General features: G+C 48.0%; 18 protein-coding genes. 8 read left to right on the forward strand and 10 right to left on the reverse strand.

Going from position 1 to position 24,159, the window contains the following annotated elements; translation table 11 throughout:
• Positions 1 to 1,245 precede the first annotated feature (1,245 nt).
• Positions 1,246 to 2,223, reverse strand: a complete 978-nt coding sequence (locus G358_RS0101400; protein ID WP_019635413.1) for a diaminopimelate dehydrogenase — start codon at positions 2,221 to 2,223, stop codon at positions 1,246 to 1,248.
• A 264-nt stretch (positions 2,224 to 2,487) separates the two neighbouring features.
• Here G358_RS0101400 and G358_RS0101405 point away from each other — a divergent pair, with 264 nt between their 5' ends.
• Together G358_RS0101405 and G358_RS0101410 are read left to right on the forward strand one after the other, a co-directional pair.
• Positions 2,488 to 4,350: a copper resistance CopC/CopD family protein gene (locus G358_RS0101405; RefSeq protein ID WP_019635414.1), complete on the forward strand. Its 1,863-nt coding sequence runs from the start codon at positions 2,488 to 2,490 to the stop codon at positions 4,348 to 4,350.
• Positions 4,351 to 4,408: 58 nt separating this feature from the next.
• Positions 4,409 to 5,242, forward strand: coding sequence for a YcnI family copper-binding membrane protein (locus G358_RS0101410; RefSeq protein WP_019635415.1), 834 nt, complete (start codon positions 4,409 to 4,411; stop codon positions 5,240 to 5,242).
• A gap of 456 nt (positions 5,243 to 5,698) precedes the next feature.
• Here G358_RS0101410 and G358_RS0101415 read toward each other — a convergent pair whose 3' ends face one another.
• The 3 genes from G358_RS0101415 to G358_RS0101425 all read right to left on the reverse strand — a co-directional run bounded on the left by G358_RS0101415 (position 5,699) and on the right by G358_RS0101425 (position 8,953).
• Positions 5,699 to 6,949 (reverse strand): SLC45 family MFS transporter, encoded by a 1,251-nt coding sequence (locus G358_RS0101415; protein ID WP_019635416.1) that lies wholly within the window; start codon positions 6,947 to 6,949, stop codon positions 5,699 to 5,701.
• Between the two features lie 4 nt (positions 6,950 to 6,953).
• Positions 6,954 to 7,691, reverse strand: a complete 738-nt coding sequence (locus G358_RS0101420; RefSeq protein WP_019635417.1) for a glycerophosphodiester phosphodiesterase — start codon at positions 7,689 to 7,691, stop codon at positions 6,954 to 6,956.
• A gap of 707 nt (positions 7,692 to 8,398) precedes the next feature.
• On the reverse strand, positions 8,399 to 8,953 hold the full coding sequence (locus G358_RS0101425; RefSeq protein ID WP_019635418.1) for a flavodoxin family protein: 555 nt from the start codon (positions 8,951 to 8,953) through the stop codon (positions 8,399 to 8,401).
• A gap of 340 nt (positions 8,954 to 9,293) precedes the next feature.
• On the opposite strand from G358_RS0101425, the gene G358_RS0101430 reads away from it, so the two are divergent.
• The 3 genes from G358_RS0101430 (at position 9,294) to G358_RS0101440 (ending at position 11,356) form a co-directional block, all read left to right on the forward strand.
• Positions 9,294 to 9,536, forward strand: a complete 243-nt coding sequence (locus G358_RS0101430; RefSeq protein WP_019635419.1) for a PspC domain-containing protein — start codon at positions 9,294 to 9,296, stop codon at positions 9,534 to 9,536.
• Between the two features lie 63 nt (positions 9,537 to 9,599).
• On the forward strand, positions 9,600 to 10,268 hold the full coding sequence (locus G358_RS0101435; protein ID WP_019635420.1) for a PspA/IM30 family protein: 669 nt from the start codon (positions 9,600 to 9,602) through the stop codon (positions 10,266 to 10,268).
• 266 nt (positions 10,269 to 10,534) lie between these two features.
• A complete protein-coding gene (locus G358_RS0101440; RefSeq protein WP_019635421.1) occupies positions 10,535 to 11,356 on the forward strand; it encodes a nucleotidyltransferase domain-containing protein in 822 nt (273 codons plus the stop codon).
• An 854-nt stretch (positions 11,357 to 12,210) separates the two neighbouring features.
• On the opposite strand, the gene G358_RS0101445 is transcribed toward G358_RS0101440, so the two are convergent.
• From G358_RS0101445 to G358_RS0101470, 6 genes are all read right to left on the reverse strand, one after another.
• Positions 12,211 to 13,149: an SPFH domain-containing protein gene (locus tag G358_RS0101445; protein WP_019635422.1), complete on the reverse strand. Its 939-nt coding sequence runs from the start codon at positions 13,147 to 13,149 to the stop codon at positions 12,211 to 12,213.
• Entirely contained in the window at positions 13,149 to 13,583 is a 435-nt protein-coding gene (locus G358_RS0101450) for an NfeD family protein (protein ID WP_019635423.1), read from the reverse strand. Before G358_RS0101450 ends, G358_RS0101445 begins: the two co-directional genes overlap by 1 nt.
• 314 nt (positions 13,584 to 13,897) lie before the next feature.
• Positions 13,898 to 15,289, reverse strand: a complete 1,392-nt coding sequence (locus G358_RS0101455) for an L-cystine transporter (RefSeq protein ID WP_019635424.1) — start codon at positions 15,287 to 15,289, stop codon at positions 13,898 to 13,900.
• Between the two features lie 679 nt (positions 15,290 to 15,968).
• Complete coding sequence (locus G358_RS0101460; RefSeq protein WP_019635425.1) at positions 15,969 to 16,814, reverse strand: sugar ABC transporter permease; 846 nt, start codon at positions 16,812 to 16,814, stop codon at positions 15,969 to 15,971.
• Positions 16,811 to 18,112 (reverse strand): sugar ABC transporter permease, encoded by a 1,302-nt coding sequence (locus G358_RS0101465; protein ID WP_019635426.1) that lies wholly within the window; start codon positions 18,110 to 18,112, stop codon positions 16,811 to 16,813. The genes G358_RS0101460 and G358_RS0101465 overlap by 4 nt, the downstream gene beginning before the upstream one ends.
• Before the next feature lie 106 nt (positions 18,113 to 18,218).
• On the reverse strand, positions 18,219 to 19,562 hold the full coding sequence (locus G358_RS0101470) for a sugar ABC transporter substrate-binding protein (protein WP_019635427.1): 1,344 nt from the start codon (positions 19,560 to 19,562) through the stop codon (positions 18,219 to 18,221).
• A 706-nt stretch (positions 19,563 to 20,268) separates the two neighbouring features.
• Between G358_RS0101470 and G358_RS0101475 the strand changes: the two genes are divergently transcribed.
• From G358_RS0101475 to pgmB, 3 genes are all read left to right on the forward strand, one after another.
• The gene (locus tag G358_RS0101475) at positions 20,269 to 22,014 is read left to right on the forward strand and encodes an alpha-glycosidase (RefSeq protein WP_019635428.1); all 1,746 of its coding nucleotides are present in this window, start codon (positions 20,269 to 20,271) and stop codon (positions 22,012 to 22,014) included.
• Between the two features lie 270 nt (positions 22,015 to 22,284).
• Positions 22,285 to 23,313: a LacI family DNA-binding transcriptional regulator gene (locus tag G358_RS0101480; protein ID WP_019635429.1), complete on the forward strand. Its 1,029-nt coding sequence runs from the start codon at positions 22,285 to 22,287 to the stop codon at positions 23,311 to 23,313.
• 144 nt (positions 23,314 to 23,457) lie between these two features.
• On the forward strand, positions 23,458 to 24,120 hold the full coding sequence (pgmB, locus tag G358_RS0101485; RefSeq protein WP_019635430.1) for a beta-phosphoglucomutase: 663 nt from the start codon (positions 23,458 to 23,460) through the stop codon (positions 24,118 to 24,120).
• The last annotated feature ends 39 nt before the right edge of the window (positions 24,121 to 24,159 follow it).

Consider the following 24,159-nt stretch of genomic DNA (forward strand, 5'->3'; position numbering starts at 1 on the left):
TTTGCTCAAAAAACGCCAAATTCAGCGATTTTGATAATTGTTCACAATGACCGCTTGCAGCACCCAAGTTCGCAAAATTGTCATAATACTTCAACGGGTTTGTAATTAAAATCACATACATTCGACGTCCCACGGGAAGCGTTAGAGCTTTTTGTGATCCTTATCACTGTGAAAATGCTTGCTAAGTTACTTTATCTGCTGGCAAATTTGGTTACGCCAGGCAGTGGATATTCAGGTAGCTTTTGGAGAATTCAGGTGTGGTGTAGGGGTACTGGATAGATGAGTAGATCGGATTTTGCGAGCGGATATGTGAGTGGATATGTGGATAGATATGCGGGGTAGATTTGAGTGAGGATTTGGGTGAGGATTTGGGTGGGAATGCGGGCGGAGATACGGGTGGGGATGCGGGTGGGGAGGTGGGGATGCGGGTGGGGATGCGGGTGGGGATGCGGGTGGGAATGTAGGCGAACATGTGCATGTCGGCAGAAGCAAATCAGGATAAACTCGCGTGGCAGAATGAGTTGCTATGAGGGGAACAGTAGATTGGTTATCGCAATGAGTTGATATAAGTTAGAGTAGCTTGTTCGGAGCAAGAGTCACTACGAGGGAAAGATTACTTGGTCGGCACATGGAATCACTACGAGGGAATGGTTGCTTGGTCGGCACATGGAATCACTACGAGGGAAAGATAGCGATACACGGGATCCCTGCAGTAGAAGGTGCTCATCTTGGTACTAGTGGTAATCCTGCAAGTCACCGCGGCACGACAGTAACTTTTTAATCCTTACGGACAGGAGATCCGCTATTTCGTGATTTACTCGATATTTTGCGCTCTTACGGACACAGAAGGCGTTATTCTGCTCAAACCACCTCGGTTCAGCCAATTTTTATAGCAATAGCGGAACCTTGGTCCGTTAGCACAATAACTTCGGCTTTTTTGGACAAATAGCGGAACCACGGTCCATTAGCCCACCTTCACGTTTTGTTTAGCAACTATGGGACAGTAATTCGTGCGGAAATTTGCTAGCCCAAACACACAAAACAAATAAAGGCCGCCCCGGGATATCTTCCCGCAGACGGCCACAAAGGCGCTGCCTTACAGCATTCCGCTGCCTTACAGCATTCCGCTGCATTTCACAGCACTTCACTGCATTTCACAGCATTTCACAGCATTCCGCTGCATTTCACAGCATTCCACTGCATTTCACAGCACTTCACTGTATTTCGCAAGTAATTTGCAGCAACTTACAGCAATTCTTTGCGAAGCTGTTCCGGCGATTTAGGGGACAACAGGCCAAACGGAATGTCGAATACTGTTCTCGCCCCGGATTCGCCAGCCTGGGACAGCTTATGCGCTGCACGTGCGTAAGCGACAAGCACGCTTGCTGTAAATTCCGGATTGCTGTCGAGTTTTAAGCCGAATTCGATAATTTGCGTGTTGTTCTCTCCTGTACGGCCGCTTCTCAGCACGTTGCCTCCATGCGGCATTGCGGAATGATTCGCCTTCAATTCCTCCTCGCTTACGAAATGAACCTTCGTCTCGTAGTCGGCGAAATAGTTCGGCATTTCCTTAATTTCGCGTTCAATCTGGGCCAAATCGGCCCCCTCTTCGGCAACAACGTAACATTCCCGCATATGCTTCTCTTTCGTAGACAACTGCGGGTTCTCCCCTTTGCGCACGCGGTCTACAGCGGACTCCACCGGAATGGTATATTGCACCCCGCCCTTCACGCCGTTCACACGGCGAATCGCATCGGAATGCCCTTGACTTACACCTTTGCCCCAGAAGGTATACTCATTGCCCTCAGGAAGAATAGCTTGCCCAAGCAAGCGGCTCAAAGAGAACAAGCCTGGATCCCAGCCGGTGGAGATGACGCTCACGTTCCCCCCCTTGGCAGCCGAGGCATTAACTGTGTCGAAATACTCAGGAATTTTCGCATGTGTGTCAAAGCTGTCTACCGTATTGAACATTGCGGCCAGCTCTGGCCCTTGCTGCGGAAGATCCGTGGCCGAACCTCCACAAAGAATCAACACGTCGATATCGCCCTTGTACTTCTCCAACTCGGAGATATGCACGACGCCGCTCGCTGCCGCTACATCATCCGGGTTTCTTCTCGAAAAAATTGCGCGCAGCTCCATATCCGAATTTTGTTTAAGTGCTTTTTCCACGCCGCGCCCCAGATTGCCATAACCTACGATACCCACTTTGATGTTCGTTGCCACTTTACGTATCCTCCCTCAAAATTAGATCTTCATTATTTTATCTTACTATGGGTCATTTTTAAATCTTTAGCCTCATAAGTTAGACATTACTTCGCCCGTCGTTAGCGTTCCCCGCAAAATCTTTCACAAAAATGTCAATTTTTCCGTTTTCAGTCCCTCTTATATAGCCCGATATGGTCATATTCTCACCAAAAAAATAACTGTAAAATGAGATTCGTTGTGAATAACATCATTGCAAACTAGCGAAAAGGAGTGATTTTTTCATTGGAAAAACGGTATGCAACCAGGGCGTTTACCTTACTCATATTTTACTGCCTTCTGTGCTCCCTCCCTGCATCCGTATCCGCTCACGCCTTCGTTGTAGCTTCGTCTCCCGTAGAGAACGAAGTACTGGAGGAAGCTCCTGCTTCGGTCAGCATTACCTTTAACGAGCCGATCGAAAACGCTTTTCACTCCCTTCAAGTCACCGGCCCTTCTGGCCGACAGGCTACCGAAGGAGTAGCAAGAATCGATGATGCGAATTCAGCCAAGTTGATCGCGGACTTGCGGACGGAACTGCCGGATGGAATCTATACTGTGAATTACAAAGTATTGTCCAGCGACGGCCATACGGTCACCGGCACGTTTCCTTTCATCATCGGAGATGCGGCTGCCGGGCAAAGCCCTCCTGCTTCAAATGAACCGGACAGCAGCCAAGGAAGCAATTGGCCGGGTCTGGGCCTTCTTCTCGTGCGCTGGTTCCAGTACAGCGGCTTGGCCATGTACATAGGTGTGCTTGTCTTTCATCTGCTTCTCTTGCCGCGTCGCACCGCGGTTGATACAGCTGCCGCCAGAATGGATGCCAAAGCTGCCCTTGAAGATATTTCACAGGGCAACATCAAAGGCAATGGATGGACAAATAAGCATCAAACCGCAAGGCAGCAAAACCATTTAGAAAGCTTTGCACAATTCCCTGTCTGGCAGCGAAGCAAACGGCTTCTCATTCTATCTCTCATCCTCGCTGCAGCTGGGATCGTGCTGAGCTTGCCGCAGCAGACGTCGAGCGACGCCAGAGTCCCGTGGTACCAAGCCTGGAGTCCAGCATGGATCAAGGATACGCTGAGTCTTACTTCGTTCGGCAAAGCATGGATCGCTGAAATAGTGCTGCTTCTCCTGTTGGCAGGACTTACTGTGGCACTTGTAGTTTTGGCCAGAAAACGAAAACCTCTTGCAGCAGATTGGGCCAGCGCAGCAGACTGGAGTTCCGCACAAAACTGGACCGCATCAGTCGCACTTATAGCCAGTTTCGGCATTCTGCTCGCCAAATCGTTTATCGGCCACTCCGCTGCCGCGAGCGAGAGAAGCATAGCCATCGCGATGAACTTTCTGCATCAGACTTCCTCCTTCCTATGGCTGGGGGGATTGCTGTCGCTCGCTTTTCTTCTGCCCCATGCTGCAAAATCACGGCGGGGTGAGCCCGGCTCCAAGAGCAGAATATACTGGGAAACCATCCGGCGCTTTTCCATTCTGGCTGCTGGCTGCGTCGCTATCTTATTATGTTCGGGATTTTACGCCGGGCTGCTCCATGTTCCTACATGGCATGCGCTTCTGCACAGTAATTATGGCCTAATCCTCCTTGCGAAGGGCGGGTTGACGCTGGTCATGCTGGCCCTCGGCCTCTCCGCATTTTTGCGCGGCCGCAAGCAGACCCAGCCCTTGGGCCGCGGGGTGTGGGTCGAATTCATCACCGGATTGATCGTGCTCGTCCTGGCCGCTGTTCTGTCGAACATGCCGACTTCTCTGGCCAGTCCGGGTCCTGTTCAATTGAAAGCCGTGACAGCGGACGGCTACCACATCACCCTAAAAGTATCGCCAAACATCGTCGGTGAGAACCGCTTTGAGGTCATTGCCCTGGATCGTGAGCAAAAGCCGTTAAACGGCATCGAGCAAATAACGCTCACACTAACCTCCCTCGACATGGACATGGGAACGATCGAACTCGCGATTCCGAAAGGAGGCGATTCCATCCCGTTGAGCGGAAATACGATCGTGACGATGGGCGGCAGTTGGAAGCTAAACGTTCATATTTTGCTTTCCTCACTGGAAACGATCGATAGCAGCTTCACATTTCAGGTCGGCAACAAGTGATTTTTCGCTTTTCCTCGCATTACTATAAATAAAATTTGCAAAGGAGATTTTCATCGTTATGAAACAAAAACTTCAATCCTTTTCCGCCATGCTTACAAAATCAATGGCCCTGGTTCCTGCCATAGCTGCATGCCTGCTGCTATTTGCCGGCATCGCCAGCGCGCACGTCACCGTTACTCCGGGTACAACGGCCCCTGGGGCCTGGGAGACTTATACGATTAAGGTTCCCGTCGAGAAAGATATCCCCACAGTCAAGGTGTCCCTGAAAATTCCCGAAGGCCTCGATTTCAAACAATATCGCGCCATTCCGGACTGGAAGGTAGAGCTGACGAAAGACAGCTCAGATAAAATTACCGTCGTCACCTGGTCGGCGGAGGGCGAAGGCATTTTGCCCGGCGAGTTCCAACAATTCGATTTCGTGGCCAAAAATCCAGGCGCCGATGCCGAATTAGCCTGGGATGCTTACCAGTACTATAGCGATGGCAGCATTGTCGAGTGGACCGGCGACAAAGACAGCGAGAAGCCCCATTCCATCACGGTAGTATCTTCTAGTCCTGATGCAGGCCCCGCTGCAGACAGCGCAAGTCACTCGCACAGCCATGATCACGGCCATGATCAGGCAAGCAGCGAAAGCGCAAGCCATGAAGGTAATTCATCCGCAGAAAATGCAGCGCAAGGCAGCAGCACGGAATCTGCGGAAAGTAACGCCCAAGTCAGCGGTTCAGAGACAACGGAGACTACCGCAGCACCCGTGTCGAATTCAGCGCAATCGGGAGCCGGGGAGAGCGCAAGCTCCTTGAATACATGGACGATTGTACTGTCATCTGGCGCGCTGCTGATCTCGATTGTCGCCTTAGGCCTTACGCTTCGCGGCACAAAGAAGTCCACTTAAGGCCCGATAAACAATAAAAACTTGGTACCGTATGTATTAAAAATGCGTTCGGCGCGACTAAAAACCAGGCTTTGCATACTTAAGGTGCGTTCATACAAACTAATAATTTGATCAGGCATACTAAAATCGCATTCAACACGACTCAGAACCCGTTCACGCTCAACTTATAACTTGGTCACATACAAATAAAAACTCGGCCACGCACGTCTTAGATGACGCTAGTGCCGAGTTTTTTTATGCCTTTGGTTTGCCTTTGGTTTGCCTTGGTTTGCCTTTGGTTTGCCTTGGTTTGCCTTGGTTTGCCTTGGTTTGCCTTGGTTTGCCTTAGTTTGCCTTGGTTTGCCTGCTTTGCTTTGCTTCGCTTACCTTTGCCTTTGCCTCTGCCCTTGACTTTGCCCTTTGCCCTTGCCCTTGCCTTTGACTTTGCCCTTGACTTTGCCCTTGCCTCGGCTCAGGCTATTGCATGGCTGGTGGAGCCTGATCCATAGAACCACTGCCTGCGGACCGGTTCTCCGGCTTGGCGCCGATCAAGCACAGCGAAGCCAGCAGCATCCCGAGCGACGCGCTGACGAACAGCGCCGGATATCCGAACAGATCGATGATCCAGCCAAGCATAGGCGGGGAACTGATCGCGGCCAACGAGGACACGAAATAATATATTCCCGTACGCGTTCCGATGCTTTCCTCCCTCCCCGTCGATACAATCCAAGGGTAGGAGTTAATGTTAATACAAGCCCAGAATAACCCGCCTACAATAAGCAGGCCGCGCAGCAGCAGCACAGACTTCACAAAGACGAGCGAGCCAAAAATGACGAACAGCCCCAGTACGCCGATGGTAATAACCTTTTTCTTGCCAAATCGGGCGCCAAGCCACCCGCTGGGCAGTGCAAACGCAAGAAACGCCAGCGAAAAAAAGGTTAGTGAAAAAGCCGCCTCGTTATGACTCATCCCGATATATTTTGTCCCATAAAGTGTAAACAGCGCTTCTACCCCTTGATAGGCAACAAACCAGAAAAAGATAGCCCCTAAAACAAACAACGTCGTGCGATCGAGCTGCTCCCTGATTCGTACCGGATTGCCGGGCGCCTCCATCGACTGCAACTGTTCCCTTTCCGCCTGGAACGGATTGTCGCGCCCGTCATTCCCTAGTGTCACAGGTTCTTTGATCACGCTTTTCAGGACGACCATCGACAAAAGCATGATGACTCCAGCGCACAAAAACGGCAAAAACGGTGCAATCTTATAAAGCGGGGAGCCAATACCGAAAGCTAGAATCGACCCAAGGCCCCCCATAAAGTTGATAATTCCGTTAGCCTTGGTACGTCCGCTTTCTGGAGTAATGTCCGGCATCAGTGCAACAGTTGGGGAGCGGAATATACTCATCGATAAATTCATCAGCACCATAAATATTACCAGCGTCACAAATCCCGTATGTAAAGGTATGAGCGTCGCAAACAGAGCGCCTAACGGCATACCAATCAACAAATAAGGCATTCTGCGGCCATATTTACTCCTCGTCTTATCACTGCGGTGACCGATCCATGGCTGCAGGAACATGGCGAAATAGTTATCGATCGTCATCATAAATCCGATCATTGCCGTATTTTTCAAGAAATTGTCCAAAAAAAGCGGAACGAACGCATTATATAATGCCCAAGTAATGCTAATGCTGAAAAAGCCGAGACCGAGCAGCCACGTTTTTCTCATCCGCCTAGCCTCCATCAGTCGTCAGGAGATCGGCCAAGCGTTCCGGATAATCGGTAATAATCCCCGCTACGCCCGCCTTGATCAACGCCCTCATCTCAGCAGGCTCATTCACGGTAAACGGATGATAAGCTACGCCATGTTCAGCGGCAGCTGCTACCAGTTCTGGAACTACAGCATATTGAAAGGCATGCAGCGCATCGGCCCCGACCCGCTTAGCATATTCCCATGGCTCGTACAGGCCCTCCATATACAAAATCCCGGTCCGAATTTCCGGGGCGATCCGTTTACATTCTACAAGCGAATAATGATTGAAGCTGGAAATGATCACACGCTCGGACAACTCGTAGCTGCGAACTGCTGCAATCAGCTTTTTTTCAATTTCCGGGTAGCGGATCAGACCGTTTTTCAGCTCTAAATTAACGACAATATCCAGCGGCTTGACCCATGCAAGCAGCTCATCCAGCGTCGGAATCTTTTCCCCCCGGTAATCTTCGTGAAACCACACGCCTGCATCCTTGGACTTTAACTCCTCCAGCGTCACATCCTTAACCCATTCCGCCGAACCGGCTGTACGTTTCAGCGTCTCGTCATGTATTAACACCAGATGCCCGTCTTTCGTCATCTGCACATCCGTCTCAATGCCAGTGGCGCCAAGCTCAAGCGCCCGTTTGAAGGATATCATCGTATTCTCGGGACAGTGCCCGGACGCACCCCGATGCGCAAAATTAATGATTTGAGCCATATTCGTCCTCCCTCAGATTTAAACTCCATATAAAGCAAGTTATAAAGTAAATAAAACAAGCTTCTTCATTATTAACCGTATCCCTATCATAATCCTGCAATGTTAAAACTGTATAATATTTTAAATTTTGCAGATCCAATCCCGGGCAAAAAAAACGGCCTGCACAAGCAGTTATTCGGCAGCAATTGCAATAATCCGAAAACAGCGAGCACAAGACGTTAAAACGGCAGCTTTTCACATTTTGATTACCGATAGCACCGATAGCTATCTGTCAAATTTTTTTCCCCTTATATCCTCTTTTCTCGCATAGAACGTACATTTGTTTTTAATGAGATTCCCATTACATAGTCCAAAACAAGTATAATTGTCGGCATAACAACCTCCACTTTACGCCGAGCATGAATCGCGAAATTTTCCGTTCTAGTTCTAAATGGATTTATAGTAGTTAGTTTCTGCGGTAAAGAAGGAAAAGTAGATCCAAATGGATTTCATGTCGTTAGAAGAGGGGAGTTGGGCATCATGGGCTGATTTCTTGATTTTAAGTGCCTGAAATCCATCTAATCCCCTGAAGTATTCGTTTAGAGTATAATTAGATACACGAATTCCATTTAGTTTTCGACAGCCTAATTCAAGCTTTTCAAGCTTGTTCCGACTCTTGTTTCAGTTTTTGTTCCAACTCTTGTATCAAGCTTGTTCCCGCTCTTGTATCAAGCCTGTTCCAACACTTGTTTCAGCTCTTGATTCAGCCACTTCGCATCCGTCAGCGACCGCTGATCATAGGTCATTTCTCCGGGTCTGCTCGCCTTCCCGATCACATATCCTTCCAACGGCATACCTACAAAATCGAACGTATATTTAAGCTGCTGAATTAGCGGCATCGCCTTGATCCGGGGACTGTCACCCCCTACGACGATGACGTAGGCTTTTTTCTCCGCCATGGCCGCCTTGAAATCGTAACGTGAATTACGGAGGCTTTGCGACCAGCGATCAAAGAAATTTTTTACAATGCCTGGCGCCCCGTACCAATATACCGGCATTGCGAACACGAGAATATCATGTTTCAACACTTCTTCAATGACGTGCTCATAGTCGTCGTCAACCGGATCAAAACCACCTTCATCATGCCTTTGATCATGAATCGGCAGAATCGTCTTTTCCCTTAAAAAAATATCCGTATGCGCTATTCCGTCCAATGCAATTCCGGTCAAATGTTCCGTATTTCCGCCTGTCCTTGTACTACCGTGCAAAACCGCGATACTCATGACGCTCACTCCTTCTTCTTTATATGGGTTGTTTTCTTTATGTGGGTTGTACTCTTTAACCGGGTTTGCCTTATCATCCCGATGATTCTGATCGTTCTGATCGTTTATTTTCCGACCCGTCCGCCTGGTCGTTTATTTGCTGACCGTCCGCTATTTTCAATCCAGCTGTCTATTCCCCCCATTACCACCCCCAACCTTCTGACGAGGAGTTTGCCCGACTATAGTCCAGTTCAAAAACCGTCCCGAGCCCGTTATGCCGTCAATGGAAACCCGATAAAATAAAGTTATAAATAAAAACAGTATGATCTCGATGACAATATATGAAAGTGAGTGGTTGAAGATGAAAAAATTGTACCGTTCCAGAACAGATAAGCAAGTTGCCGGTCTATGTGGAGGCATTGCCCGCTATTTCAACATAGATTCCACCGTAGTTCGCCTGATTGCCCTGATTGCAGCGATTTGCAGCTTTGGCACCGTCGTAGCCATTTACCTGATCGCCAGCCTGATCGTTCCTAAAGAGCCTGCTGGCCTGCATTACGACTACAACGATTATGGTTATGATGAGCATTACTCAAAATTCTAACATTTTTTAACCCAATTCATAATTTATGCTGTTAAAAATATACAATAAAAAGGAGCCCTGAACATGAGCATATTGAACAGACTGGCCAACTTAACGAAAGCAACGATTCACGAGGTACTGAACAAGCTGGAGGATCCGATCCTGATGACAGGACAGTACTTAAGAAACCTGGAAGAAGATATTGCCGCTAAAGAGAATTTGCTTCGCGAACGCAAAACTGCAGCAAAAGTGAGCGAGCAGAAAAGCCTGGACGCCGCACGCAACGCCCAGCTGCAGGAGCAAAAGGCGCTGGAAGCCTTATCCGCCGGCAATGAAGAAGCGGCCCGCCGCGCCGCTGTAGCCAAAATCAATTATCAAGACGAAGCTGAACAATGTGCAGCTAACGCCAAGCAGGCCGAGAGCCAGGTGTTCGAATTGGAGCTGCGTTTGAAGGAAGCGAAGGAAGAGCTGGCCCGCTTAAAGGAAAAACGCAAAGAGCTGGAAGAACGCGCACGCAAGGTGGAGCAATCCAGCAGCGCGGAAAGCCCAAACTTCAGCTATGGCACCTTTAGCGGCGCAGCGGCAAGAGGCTTTGAGCGCATGGAGGAGAAAATTTCCGAATGGGAGGCAGCCATGGCAAAATCCGGCCACAGCCCCTTCTCCTCGGACACAGCGGACCCTGACAACGACCCGGCTGTAAGCGAGGAGCTGCAGCGTTTGAAGGATCAGCTGTCCTCCGATAAAAACAAGTAATCGCCCCGTCGCACCAACAAATAAGCACTCTCTTTGGCTGGATAGACGAAACTAATAAGAGGATATTATGTTCAATATATGAACATGTATCCTTTTTTTCTCGCTCGCATAGAACGTGCAAGTATAATTGTCCGCATACTCCTAAATTCGATATAATAAATTGGATGTTAATGAAAGGAGTTTTCGATATGTGCTGTTCATGTTGCCCCGTGGTAGATATGCAAAATTCCCTTTAAATTTTTAAAAATTAGGAGGTTATTTTGTAGATGCTATTCCAGGAAAAACTAATTAATGTAGTTAAAGAGAAGTGTGAGAATGATCCGCGGATTGCTGCATGTATGATGTATGGATCGTTTACAAAAGGTGAAGGGGACAAATACTCGGATGTTGAGTTTTATGTCTATTTAAAAAATACGGAGATGGGGCAGTTTGAGTCTTCTGACTGGATGAAAGAGATTGCCCCTTATGATTTACTCTTTTTTAATGAATTTGGAACCGAGGTTGTCGTGTTTTCCAATTTAATTAGAGGGGAGTTTCATTTCCAGCCTGAATCTGAGATTGAAGTTATTAAGACATTTAAAGAGACAGGTGTCTTCCCTGACACAGAATCCATGTTTATTTATGATATTACAGGCAAATTAAAAGCATGTTTAGATGATCTAAAGGGCGAAGGACCAGAAAGAATGACCAATGAAAATGTCAATTTTGCTTTTAATAACTTTGTTAATGCCTGGATCATGGGTACCAATGTTTTAAAAAGAGGGGAAATGGCACGTTCGTTGGAATGTCTGACCTATGTTCAAAAGTACGTTTTACAATTAATCAGGATTCGTGAAAAAAACGTAGAACGTTGGCTTAACGCTACAAAAAACTTAGAAGCTGATCTTTCAGAAAAAGCGTATGGTGAGTATTCTTCAATGACGTCAAAATTAGATAAAGAAGAATTATATAACGCCTATTCAAATGCACTGCATGTAGTTGAAGGGTTAGCTCTTGTCCTTGCTGATGATTATCAATTTGATATGAATGTAATGTTTATAAAAAAATTGCATTCTCATTTGCGGAATGACCGGTTGCCCTTAAAGTAACCATGTGCCCTCGTGAGCTTTGTCACCTTGCGACCTTGTGACCTTGCGACCTTGTGAGCTTGTGACCTCGCGACCTTGTGACCTTGCGACCTTGTGAGCTTGTGACCTCGCGACCTTGCGACCTTGTGAGCTTGTGACCTCGCGACCTTGTGACCTTGCGACCAAACTCGCTCTCCACGCCGACAGTCATCCAAGCATGCCCCGAACCACACATCGTGGGCACGGGGAGCAGTGCGCACGATGTACGGACTTCCCCCTGATGCCGAGCATGAATCGCGGATTTTCTCGTTCTAAATGGATTTATAGTAGTTAATTGCTGCGGTAAAGAAGGAAAAGTTGATTTAAATGGATTTCATGTCGTTAGAAGAGGGGAGTTGGGCATCATGGGCTTGATTCTTGATTTTAGGTACCTAAAATCCATCTAATCCCCTGAAACATTCGTTTAGAGCATGATTAGATACACGAATTCCATTTAGTTTTCGACAGCCTAATGTTCGGCAGCTTAATGGTTCAATAGCTCAGTGTTCGACAGCCTTATGTTCGACAGCTTAAGGGTTCAATAGCTCAGTGTCCGACAGCTTAGTGGTTCGATAGCTTAGTGTCCGACAGCCTAATGTTCGGCAGCTTAATGGCTCGACGACCTAGTGTTCAATAGTTTAGTGTCTGGCAGGCTAGTGTCCGACAGCTTAGTGTCCGGCAGGCGTATATAAGCTGAACTAAAGAATGGAATGCAGGCGAGGGAAAAATGGATTCCGTTAGAAACGAAAAACTTTCTGAAAGAAAGGGGCGCCCCGCAGTCATCTAGGATGACTTGTGGGACGCCCCTTCCTTTAATCTATAAATTTAGACAACGATTATTTCTTGCCATCCTTGGTCGCTTTGAACATTTCGCCGATCGCGCCAATGCTGCCCAGCGTTTCGATCGCATTCGAAGGGATGAACACTTTGTTCGCCGCTCCCTTGGATACATCCGTCAATGCCTCGAAAGAACGGTAAGCAAGCACCTGCTCATCCAAGCCTGCCTCACGAATCATCTGGATTCTAGCTTTCTCAGCCGCGGCAACCGCTTCAATCGCCTTGGCTTCCCCAAGCGCCTCCAGCTCTTGAGCTTGACGCAGACCTTCCGCTTCGCGAATGCGCGCTTCCTTGTCACCTTCGGCCTTAAGGATTTTACTTTGCTTATCCCCTTCGGCGCGAAGAATCATATCCTGCTTCGCCGCTTCCGCTTCCAGAACGATAGCCCGCTTGTTCCGCTCGGCCTTCATCTGCTTATCCATCGCTTCTTGAATATCAAGCGGTGGCTTAATGTCGATTACCTCAACACGTTCGATCCGCACGCCCCATTTCTCGGTAGCTTCATCGAGGGCAATCCGGATTTCCGTAGAAATTTTCTCCCGGCCAGACAGCGTCTCGTCAAGCTCCAGCTTACCGATAATTTGCCGCATCGTTGCTGTAGAAATGTTGCGAACACCGTATACATAATCGGAAATGCCATATGTGGCCTGCTCAGGCCCAATCACTTGATAGAAAATGATCGTATCAATCTGTACCTGCACGTTATCTTTCGTAATAACGGTTTGCGGCGGAACATTCGCCTGTTGAATCCGCAGGTCATGAGTGATTCTTATCTGGTCGATGACCGGAATCAAAATGTTAAGTCCCGGCGTCAGCAAACGGTGAAATTTACCGAGCCGCTCCACTACGCTCACCCGTTGTTGCGGTACAATCTTAACGGTTAAAGATATAAATACAAATACGACAAGGACAATAACTACGACAATTAGCCATTCCATTAATAAAATTCCTCCCATCGTTCGACTTCAATAATAGCGCTGCCCCGTTTCATAACACGCACCAGCTCATCCTTGCGAATTAATTGTGTTGATGTGGCACTCCACGTATCTCCCCCAATTTTCACAATACCGTACTGGCCCGGTTCAATCGTTTCGACCACCACTCCCTGCTTCCCGACTAATTCAGTTCCGGAATCTTCGTATCCTTGGGAAGTCCGCAGACGCTTTGCAAGCGGCTTCGTAAATGCTGTCAGAACGAGCGCGATAATACAGCCGACAATGACCTGGAACAAAAGAGCATCAGGGATAAACCAGGCAACCACAGCAGCAGCAACCGCCCCAATACTTATCCATAACAGGTAAAAAGTCAGCGTCATCATTTCAAGCACCAGCAGTATTCCGGCGGCAATCAGCCAAATCACCCATGCATGCATCCTACCGATCCACCACCTTTCCGCGATTATAATAGTATATACGGTATTCGAGATAAAAAGTATCAAGAATTAAAACCCTTTTGTTGAATTACTTACCGGGCATATAGCGCAGCTTACGTTAAATCCCTTTTCATTCAAGAATACCAAAATCCAGGTCGATTCACAGTAAATTTATTCCTAATATAGCGTTCCCCTTCACCCCATATGAAGAAAAAACAAAATGAAGAAAAAAATGAAGAAAAAACAGCCCGAGGAATTTTTCCCCGAAGCTGTTTCAATATATATCTTTGGCCTAGGCATTTTGCCTGTGGGGCTTATGCCTGTGCAACGTCAAGATCAACATTGCGCTTGAAAGCCTCTAGGTCGTTCTCGCCAAGCACTTTACCGGTAATTACGCCGGCTGCAATGGAGTCATTTACGTTCAGCGCCGTGCGCCCCATATCGATCAGCGGCTCAACGGAGATCAAAAGGCCGGCCAGCGCTACTGGCAGGTTCATTGTAGACAGGACGATCAAGGAAGCAAAGGTCGCTCCCCCGCCGACACCGGCTACCCCGAAGGAGCTTATCATTACGACAAGGATCAGAGTGAGAATGAAATCCCAACTCATGGGATTAATGCCTACCGTCGGCGCGATCATGACGGCCAGCATGGCTGGGTATATACCAGCGCAGCCGTTCTGGCCAATCGTCGCTCCGAATGAGGCCGACAGGTTGGCAATGCCGTCAGGCACGCCCAGCCGCTTCGTTTGCGTCTCGACGTTCAGAGGAATCGTCGCCGCGCTCGAACGCGAAGTAAAGGCGAAGATGAGCGTTGGCAGCACTTTTCTAACATATTGCACCGGATTGTATCCGAAAATGGCGAGCAGGATAAGATGGATAATGAACATAACGATCAGCGCCACATAAGATGCTCCGACGAATTTGATCAGCTTCAGAATCTCCTGCGGATTCGTCGTGGCTACCGTATTCGTGATCAGTGCAAGAATCCCGTAAGGCGTCAGCCTGAGCACCAGCGTAACGATGCGCATGACGACCGCATACAACGCATCCACCATCTTGCGGAATGTCTCCGCTTGCTCTGGCTTCTTACGGTCCAGCCCCAGCACGGCAATGCCGATAAACGCGGAGAAAATAACGACCGCAAGCGTCGATGTGCTGCGAGCTCCTGTCATGTCGGCAAAAGGATTTGTTGGAATGAAATCGAGAATTTGCTGTGGAATCGTTTTGTCTGCTACATCACCGAGACGCTCCTCCAACTTCGCACCGCGCTCAATTTCACGATCTCCTGCCGGGATCTCCAGCGCTTTAAGATCGAAACTGAGTGTAGTGACGATACTTACAGATGCGGCAATCGCTGTCGTGAGCAGCAGCACAGCGATAATGAGTCCGCTGATTTTACCGAGATTCTGCTTCCCCTTCAGCTTCATGATCGCGGAAATAATCGATACCATAATGAGCGGAATGACGATCATTTGGAGCAGACCGACATAGCCGCGTCCAACGAGGTTAAACCAGTCCGCCGATTTCCCGATAACTGCAGAGCCGGATGGAAAAATCAGCTGCAGCGCAATCCCGAACAGCAGGCCAAGACCTAATCCGGTGAACACTCTTTTCGTGAAAGATATATGTTTCTTTTGCATCCAGAAGAGGATGCCAAGCAGTATGAGCATAACCGCTAAGTTAACGATAATTTGTAATGTTTCCATGGCTAAACTCCCCCTTGTCCCTTAATATTTGACCATTGGTTGTCATTATTAAGTTCATTTACAGACGTAATATTATCATAAACTCGACTAAATGGGTAGGATTAATTTATTATAAAAAATCAATTTTATTTTTCCTATTTATCCTTGTATTACATGCCTTTATACCTAAATATTCCCTATGCTGTTAAGCGCATATTATTCAGCCAATTCTCGGTTAATATCTCTTGGGCAGACCGCTCTAATTCAATTCATAAACTGGGAATGATATCCACTATAAATTTATATCTCTCTTCCAACGTTTAACCAGTCCGAAAGGGGCTGACACAATATTTGCAGAGCCGCACTTCTGCCTTAGAACCATCATATTCAGCAGATTTAACGTAATAACAGATCACTAGTTCAGCTGTCCCCGAACAGCAGCAAGCCAGGCAATCAATGGACTGCCTGGCTTGACTGAAGTTTACTTTTTAGTTTGCTTTTTAGTTTGCGTATTAACTTACTTTTCAGTTTACTTTTCAGCTAACTAATTCGTTTACTTATTAGCTTACTTTTCAGCTTACTTTTCGGCTTACTTTTCGGCTTACTTCCTAGCTTATTTTTCCTTAAAGACACTAGACCGTTTCTGCAAAATGGATCGGTACAAACTGGATCAAATATGAGCTGAGTGATTGCTTTTCTGCTAACCCTTGCTCGCCCCGGACGTAAGCCCCTCTACAAGCAGCCGCTGCATCAACATGAACAGGATCGTAATCGGTACGGCAATGAGCACCGCGCCGGCAGCAAACATCGTAAAGTTCGAATTCTGATTCGCCTGAACCATATCCCACATGCCGACCGCAACCGTCCATTTGTCCTTGCTGCGCAAAATCAGTCTGGCAAAAATAAAATCCACCCACGGCCCAACGAACTGCAACAATGCCATATAAGTTAAAATAGGCTTCGAAAGCGGCAAAATAATCGATGTGAAAACTTTAAAATTGCTCGCCCCGTCGATCCGCGCCGCCTCGTCGAGGGAGCGCGGAATCGTGTCGAAGAACCCTTTGGCAATTAGCGTCAGGCCCAATGGAGCACCCGCTGCATATACCATGATCAGCGCAAGATGCGTATCGAGCAGCTGCATTTCTTTTAACAAGAGAAAAATAGCGATCATACTCATGAACCCCGGAAACATCCCCAATACCAAAATCATGGAAAGCGCATTCTGCCGTCCTTTAAATCGAAATCGCGATACGGCATAGCTGGTCAGCAAAGTCAGTGTTACGCCAAGCAGCATAGAGAAAACAGCGACCTTCAACGTATTCATATACCATTGTCCGAACAAAATCGTTCTGGAGTTGAACAGTCCGTAGTAATGCTTTAACGTCAACATCTCCGGCAGCAGTGTTTTGCTGTACAGCGATGTGCCTGGCCTGAGCGAACCAAATACGATCCATAATGCAGGATAAATCGCGCAAATCGCCAAAATTGCCAGTGTAAAATAGCTTGCGGTCAGCCGCAGGTAATTCCGAAATTTTCGCCTGCTCATTGGATCATATCCTCCTCTTTAAACGACTTTGTTCTGCGATAGTTATAAATCGAAAACGAGGCAATGATCAGGAAAATAATAATGCCGACCGCGGAAGCCATATTGTACCTGTTCTGGTTCAAGGTTAATTTGTACAGCCAGGTAACAAGCAAATCGGTAGCGCCGGCATACTGGTAATCCCCTTTGACCGGATCTCCTCCCGTTAAGAGGAAGATCATATTGAAGTTATTGATATTGCCGGCAAATTGCGCAATTAACGTAGGCGCTGTCGTAAATAAAATCATCGGCAAAGTAATGATGCGAAACTTCTGATAGCCGCTCGCCCCATCTACCTCGGCAGCCTCGTACATATCGCGCGGGATCGTCGTCAGCACGCCCATGATCAATAGCATGGACACAGGAATACCGACCCACATATTGACGACAATGACAGTAACTTTAGCCCAAAACGGATCTGTAAGCCATGGCAAGCCGCCGAGGCCGAAATAGCCGAGATACTGGTTAATCGGCCCGAATTCGCCGTTAAACATATTTCTCATCACCAGCAGCGAAATAAGCTGGGGGATCGCATAGGGCAGAATCAGAATCGTTCGCCACAATCCTTTGAACCGGACCCCCTTCTGATTAATCAGCAGGGCCACGAGCAAACCGCCAAAATAAGTCGTCACCGTGGACAAAACTGCCCAGACGATCGTCCAGGTCAACACGCCGTAGAACGTGTGGCTCCAGCTTTTGAGGGCAAGCAAGCTTTTAAAAGTGTCAAACCCAACCCAATCAACCAGCTTCCCCGGCGGCACGTGATTAGGTGAGGAATAGTTCGTAAAAGCGATCATGACCATAAAAATAATGGGCATCACCGTAAAAAATAAAATTCCAAGAGCAGGAATGCTCAAAAACGCCTGCGCAAATTTATAATCGAGGATGTAACGAACCGACTGCCAGAAGCTGTGTGGCTTCTTGCCTTGATCCCGCTCACCGCCTATGTTTCTCGCATCGCGAATGTTCAAATAATACGCGATCAGGAATACGGCCAGAAACAGAAGGGTGATCAGGCTCTGAACCAATATAAAGATCGAATGGTCATACTGGCCCTGCTGCATGTTGGCAGAGGTTCGCGGATTTTCCCCAAGCGTTACAATCCCCCAAAGCGCATATCGCAAATTAAGGATAAAATAAGTCACAGACGCGGCTTCAAACGCCATCAATAGTGCGCCCTTAATGTATTGCCTGTTATATATTTGACCGAGCCCCATTAAGAGTGATGACAGTATCGTTGCTTGTGTTCGATGTCGGCTCATTTCTCCTCCTTCTCCTCCTTCTCCTCCTTCTTCTCACCTATGGCATCAAGGTTACCCGCCGCAGATTGCGGCGGGTCCCAAAACGATTCCGTTTGAGGTTACCGGATTATTCCGCGGCGAGCCCGTTGTTCAGATCCTTGATTTGTGTGATCGCTTTTTCCATAGCGGCTGCTGGATCTGTTTTGTTGTCCCAAATGTCGGCCATAGCCGCATTTACAGGCGCCCATACGTTGGCCATTTCAGGAATGGAAGGCATCGGCTCCGAATTTTTAGCCTGTTCAGCAAAGCCCGATACGATCGGATCGTTCTTGATTTGATCGGTCTCCAGCGCTTCCAGATTCGTAGGAACTGAACCGATTGTCTCGTTCAGCAGTAATTGAGCTTCTTTGGTTGTTGCGAATTGCGCATAAAGTTTAGCTGCATTCGGATATTTCGTGAAAGAGCTTACCGAATAGATTTTAATACCCGAGAAAGTAATGGCCGTCTTGCCATTTACGGTAGGGATCGGCGCAATCGCCAGATTGTCGCCAAGCGCTTCTTTATATCCGGCAACCTCCCAAGGGCCGTTAATGTCCATAGCGACATCTCCCGCGCCAAACAAGCCGCGCTTAATATCGGGATTGATATCGCCGCTCTTGACCGGAAGTATTTCGGCTAGGCTTTGATATACCTTCATGCTTTCAGCGACCCCTTCGTTGGCCAGCCCGATATCATCCTTGTTTGTTCCGTTGTCGCCAAACAGGTAACCTCCGCCGCTGGCGATGAACGGATAGTTAAAGTACATATTCCCCGCTTCCCACATCAGGGCGTATTTTTTCTTGGACTTATCCGTAAAGGTTCTGCCAAACGCAAGCAAGTCATCGAACGATTTAGGCGGCTCCGGAACTAGCGACTTGTTATAGAACAATGCTGTAGTTTCGGCCGATCTAGGATATCCGTACAGAACACCATTGAACGTGGCCCCGATGATGGAAGCTTCAGTGTTGTTCTTCTTCGTCTCTTCTGCAAATACATCATTTTCAAGAATCATTCCTGACGCTGCCGCATTGCCAAGGTGATCGTGCGGAATAATGACTACGTCCGCACCAAGTCCTGAAGGTCCGTCTGTCGTTAATTTAGCCACTTGATCCGGGATGACCACTTCTTCAATTTTCACCTTGACCCCATATTTTTCTTCAAACTGTCTGGCAATTTCCTCGGTGAAGGCAACTTCTTCTCTACTCTCCCAGACGAGAAGCTCAGCTCCCTGCTCTGGCGCGAGTTCACCGTCCTGAACTGAAGCATCGCTCCCTTTATTGTCGGCGGCACTAGGCGGTTCAGGCGTATTCACGCTGGCATTGCCACCATTTCCGCCAGTGCTGCTTTTCGAGCTGCAGGCCGTAATTGAAGCAGCCAAAACGATCGCAACGATTAGAAACAACGCTCTTCTAAATGATTTTGTTAACGTCATAAAGCTTAACCCCTCCCAAAAATTAAATTGCTCTTACTACACCGAAAAAGCGCTACACCGAAGATGCGCAAACGATTTCAGAAAATCCAATTCCCCAAGCTAAGCTGTATGTATATTTAGTAAAATGAGCTGGTTTTCCCGTTGGTAAGCGCTTTATCTTCGCAAACATCATACACCAGAATGAATATGTCGTAAAAACGTTTGCATTGTCTGTTTTAATAATATTTTATATGTTTTATTCAATATATCTCTTGAATTCTTGCAATTACGTAATTTGTCTCATTTTTTCCCATTTAGGAAATGTACTACTTAGGATAAATTCATCAAAAACACTGGTATAACAACGAATACCAAGCATACCTCATCGATGATCCAGCAGTTTTTTTTCCAAAATTTCAGGAGTAAATTTACAACTTGTGCAATGGTTTGAACAATGTTATAATCCATCCATGAATGCGGTTACCCTTTCACGTTTGGCCGCACAATTTGAAGGCAATGCTATCTTAAAGGTACATCCTCGGCTTCCCATTTGGCCTTGATGTGCCTTTTTCCGCTAGACTCGTTCACCGGACAATGCTACAGCGTATTTTTTCAGTCCAAACGTGAAAAAGTCATTCGCCCGGGGTATAGAATAGCAGTGTTTCAATCCATTACTTAACCCATTAATTCTATACTCTTACAACTCACTGTTAGGAGGAACTCATACATGCTGCTTGAAGCGATTTACCATCGCCCGAAATTGAACTGGGCCTACGCCTATGATCACGAGACGATTCATTTACGCCTGCGGGCAAAGAAAAACGATCTTACCCATGTGTATGCTTTTGCTGGCGATAAATACATATGGGATCAAAGCAAAGAGCTGATCCCTATGGCGAAAGCGGCTACCGACGAGCTGTTTGACTACTGGGCTTGCGCTATTAAGCCCTCCTACCGCCGTTTGAAATACGGCTTCCTGCTGCAATCCGGAGAAGAGCAAATCTGGATGACGGAAAGAGAATTCACGAAAGAACGCCCCCCTCTTCCGGACCGGTTGTTTGAATTCCCTTATATTAATCCCGCTGACGTTTTCACGGTGCCTGAATGGGTAAAGGACGCGGTATTCTATCAAATTTTCCCTGAGCGATTCGCTAAAGGCGACGCCAGTCTGGATCCGAAGGACGTGCTTCCTTGGGGCGGCGAACCGGAACGGTTTAATTTCTTTGGCGGCGATCTGCAAGGTGTCATGGATCATCTTGACCATTTAAGCGAGCTGGGGATTAATGCGCTTTATTTTACCCCTATTTTCGAGGCTACAACGAACCATAAATATGATACGGCCGATTACATGAAGGTGGACCCTCACTTCGGAGATACCGAAACTTTGAAAAAGCTCGTGAAGGCTTGTCATGAACGAGGCATTCGCGTCCTGCTGGATGCGGTATTCAATCATTCGGGCAAGACGTTTGCCCCCTTCGTTGATGTTCTGGAAAAAGGCGAGCAGTCACGGTATAAGGACTGGTTCGTCGTACGCGAATTCCCGCTGCAGGTTAAAGATGGGGTTCCGACCTATGATACATTTTCCTTTGAACCTCATATGCCGAAGCTGAACACGGAGAACCCTGAGGTTAAGGAATACTTGCTGAACGTTGCCGAGTATTGGATTAAAGAGGCCGGAATTGACGGCTGGCGTCTGGATGTCGCTAATGAGGTGGATCACCAGTTCTGGAGAGATTTTCGTAAAGTGGTGAAAAAGGCCAACCCTGACGCGTATATTCTGGGTGAAATCTGGCATGAGTCGTCCAGTTGGCTGCAAGGCGATCAATTCGACGCTGTCATGAACTATCCGTTTACGGATGCGGTTCTCGACTTTGTTGTACGGCGTACACTCGACGCCGAGGATTTTGCCCATGCAATCGGCAAACAGCTGGCCCGCTACCCGCAGCAGGCGAGCGAGGTCGCCTTCAATTTGCTTGACAGCCATGACACCCCTCGTCTGCTTACCCTTTGCGATGGCAACAAGGACAGGATGAAGCTTGCTGCGGTTCTTCTGTTTACGTACAGCGGCACGCCTTGTATATATTATGGGGACGAGATCGGCATCGATGGCGGCCAAGACCCGGACTGCCGCAAATGTATGGAATGGAATCCAGACAAACAGGATCGCGATTTATTCGCCTTTTATCAAAAAATAATCGCTGTTAGGAAAGAGCTTCCAGCGCTGCGCACCGGATCGATTCACTTCCTGGTCGCTGAAGCGCAGGGATCCAAGCTGGCCTTTGAGCGCCGTCTCGGCGAGCAAGCTGTTCTTGTACTTGTAAACAACGACAGTATGGTGCAAACGATTCAGGTAAACGCCGAAGGGGATGCCTGGATAAACCGGCTCGACGGCAAGAGATGGCCAGCCGTGAGCGGGACGCTGTCTGTAAAGCTGCCAGCATACGGTTATGCCATATTAACTGAAGCAAAATAAGCTTGAAATCATAACTTAAATAGGGGCTTTAATAAAAACTAATATGAGTTTGATTATGAGTTAAATAGGGACCCTTAAATATAGGCTTAAGCATGGATAAACTTGGTTTAAACCTTGATCGTAAATCAGTGTAAGAAATTCAACCCAGCCATAATATCGGCCTCCGCCTCCTTTGGGACATAGAGCAGTGTAACCTATGTACTTTACTTTCGATTACCTATAGATTAATATTACAGTGTAATAACGCAAACGGTTCCACAGGAGGTTATTATGGCTGTTACAATAAAAGATGTTGCCAAGAAGGCCGGGGTTTCCCCCTCCACTGTGTCCCGGGTGCTGTCAAATCATCCTAGAATCAGCGCGGAGACTTCTCGAAAAGTGAAGGAAATTATGGAGCAACTCGGATATCATCCGAATATTATGGCAAAAAGCCTCGTATCCAAAACTACGAACAGCATTTGCATTATGCTTCCTAAGTCAGCTGAGGAGCTATTCTCGAATTACTTCTTTATGGAGCTAATCCGCGGGATCGTCACTCAAGCGAGCCGATTAGGATATGATGTGCTAATTAGTACAGGAGCCAACGAGAAGGAAGAATTGGAAGGCGTCTCGAGGCTGCTGAACGGGCGCCGGGTTGACGGAGTAATTTTGCTCTACTCGAGAACGGATGACCCCGTCATCGACTTTCTGCATGAGAACGCACACCCTTTCGTTCTGATTGGGCGAAGCGACCAATTTTCCGATATTTTATCCGTGGATAACGACAACGTGCAGGCTTCCTATGATGCGACAAAACACTTAATATCCATGGGGCATGAACGAATCGGTTTTGTAAGCGGTCCACCCGATCTCGTTGTATCCAAGGATCGGCTTTTGGGCTATATGAATGCCCTCGCGGATGCCGGGCTGGAGTCGCGGGCTGAATGGATCGTTGAAGGGGAATTTCTGCAGGAGAGCGGCTACCGGGCCATGTCATTCTTCATGAATCTTCCCAACCGCCCTACCGCCATCGTACTTATTGACGACGTGGTTGCCTTTGGCATACTACGCGGCCTGCACGAGCTGAAATATAAGGTGCCGGAGGATTTGTGTCTGGTGAGCTTTAACAACATCCCTTTATCAGAATTGTCGAACCCGCCGCTGAGCAGCATGGATATCGGCATCTACAATTTGGGCTACACGGCTTCCCAGGTACTTATTCAATCTATTCAAAACAATAACGAACCGCTTTACCAAAACCGGCACATCATTCCGCATCGCCTGATGATTCGCGAATCGTCCGTCCATTCCGTACGATAGCTTGGAACTTGGAACAGGCGGCTAGACGGCGGTTCCCTCTACGGGAACCCCATTGCATAATTAACTCCAAATAAATGAAGCCAAACTGCTTCATTTATTTTTAGCAACTTGTTCAAACGTTTGCACTTAAAAGGAGGAGAGGCGATGACCTCAATTAAAGCATGCTTGTTTGACCTGGACGGTGTCCTCGTCGACACAGCCAAATATCATTATCTGGCCTGGAAGCGGCTAGCGAAGGATCTCGGCTTCACATTCACCGAACAAGATAACGAGAAGCTTAAGGGAGTCAGCCGCATGGCTTCCCTCGACATTCTGCTCGGCCTTGGCGGGCTGGAGTTCGGTGACGCTAAAAAGCAGGATCTCGCCGAGCGGAAAAACGGATGGTATGTCGAGGCCATTTCCAAGATGGATCATTCGGAAATTTTGCCAGGGGCGTTAGAGTTCCTGAAGGCCTGCCGGGACAACGGGATCAAAACGGCTCTCGGCTCGGCCAGTAAGAACGCGATGACCATTCTCGACAATACCGGCCTCACCCCCTACTTCGATGCCATTATCGATGGGACGCATACGACGAACGCCAAACCCGATCCGGAGGTATTTCTTCTCGGTGCGGCGGCCCTCTCCGTACCTCCGGGGCAATGCGTCGTCTTCGAGGATGCCGAAGCTGGTGTCGAGGCAGCGCACCGGGCGGGTATGAGATGCGTCGGAGTCGGCTCTCCCGCTACGCTGGGCCAGGCTGAGGCGGTCGTTCCTTCGCTGCAGGAAATGACGGTAGAGCGCCTGAATGAGCTGAGTATCGTACGTTAGTCTGCCTAGCTTGCCTTACTAGTTCGTATGAAAGTGCAC

The organism is Paenibacillus fonticola DSM 21315, assembly GCF_000381905.1.
GTDB lineage: Bacteria > Bacillota > Bacilli > Paenibacillales > Paenibacillaceae > Fontibacillus > Fontibacillus fonticola.

Excerpts from the sequence above, each read along its gene's own strand:
- G358_RS0101410 (WP_019635415.1), top strand. The coding sequence starts at position 4,409 with ATGAAACAAAAACTTCAATCCTTTTCCGCCATGCTTACAAAATCAATG.
- G358_RS0101415 (WP_019635416.1), bottom strand. The coding sequence starts at position 6,949 with ATGAGAAAAACGTGGCTGCTCGGTCTCGGCTTTTTCAGCATTAGCATT.
- G358_RS0101420 (WP_019635417.1), bottom strand. The coding sequence starts at position 7,691 with ATGGCTCAAATCATTAATTTTGCGCATCGGGGTGCGTCCGGGCACTGT.
- G358_RS0101425 (WP_019635418.1), bottom strand. The coding sequence starts at position 8,953 with ATGAGTATCGCGGTTTTGCACGGTAGTACAAGGACAGGCGGAAATACG.
- G358_RS0101430 (WP_019635419.1), top strand. The coding sequence starts at position 9,294 with ATGAAAAAATTGTACCGTTCCAGAACAGATAAGCAAGTTGCCGGTCTA.
- G358_RS0101435 (WP_019635420.1), top strand. The coding sequence starts at position 9,600 with ATGAGCATATTGAACAGACTGGCCAACTTAACGAAAGCAACGATTCAC.
- G358_RS0101440 (WP_019635421.1), top strand. The coding sequence starts at position 10,535 with ATGCTATTCCAGGAAAAACTAATTAATGTAGTTAAAGAGAAGTGTGAG.
- G358_RS0101445 (WP_019635422.1), bottom strand. The coding sequence starts at position 13,149 with ATGGAATGGCTAATTGTCGTAGTTATTGTCCTTGTCGTATTTGTATTT.
- G358_RS0101450 (WP_019635423.1), bottom strand. The coding sequence starts at position 13,583 with ATGCATGCATGGGTGATTTGGCTGATTGCCGCCGGAATACTGCTGGTG.
- G358_RS0101455 (WP_019635424.1), bottom strand. The coding sequence starts at position 15,289 with ATGGAAACATTACAAATTATCGTTAACTTAGCGGTTATGCTCATACTG.
- G358_RS0101460 (WP_019635425.1), bottom strand. The coding sequence starts at position 16,814 with ATGAGCAGGCGAAAATTTCGGAATTACCTGCGGCTGACCGCAAGCTAT.
- G358_RS0101465 (WP_019635426.1), bottom strand. The coding sequence starts at position 18,112 with ATGAGCCGACATCGAACACAAGCAACGATACTGTCATCACTCTTAATG.
- G358_RS0101470 (WP_019635427.1), bottom strand. The coding sequence starts at position 19,562 with ATGACGTTAACAAAATCATTTAGAAGAGCGTTGTTTCTAATCGTTGCG.
- G358_RS0101475 (WP_019635428.1), top strand. The coding sequence starts at position 20,269 with ATGCTGCTTGAAGCGATTTACCATCGCCCGAAATTGAACTGGGCCTAC.
- G358_RS0101480 (WP_019635429.1), top strand. The coding sequence starts at position 22,285 with ATGGCTGTTACAATAAAAGATGTTGCCAAGAAGGCCGGGGTTTCCCCC.
- pgmB (WP_019635430.1), top strand. The coding sequence starts at position 23,458 with ATGACCTCAATTAAAGCATGCTTGTTTGACCTGGACGGTGTCCTCGTC.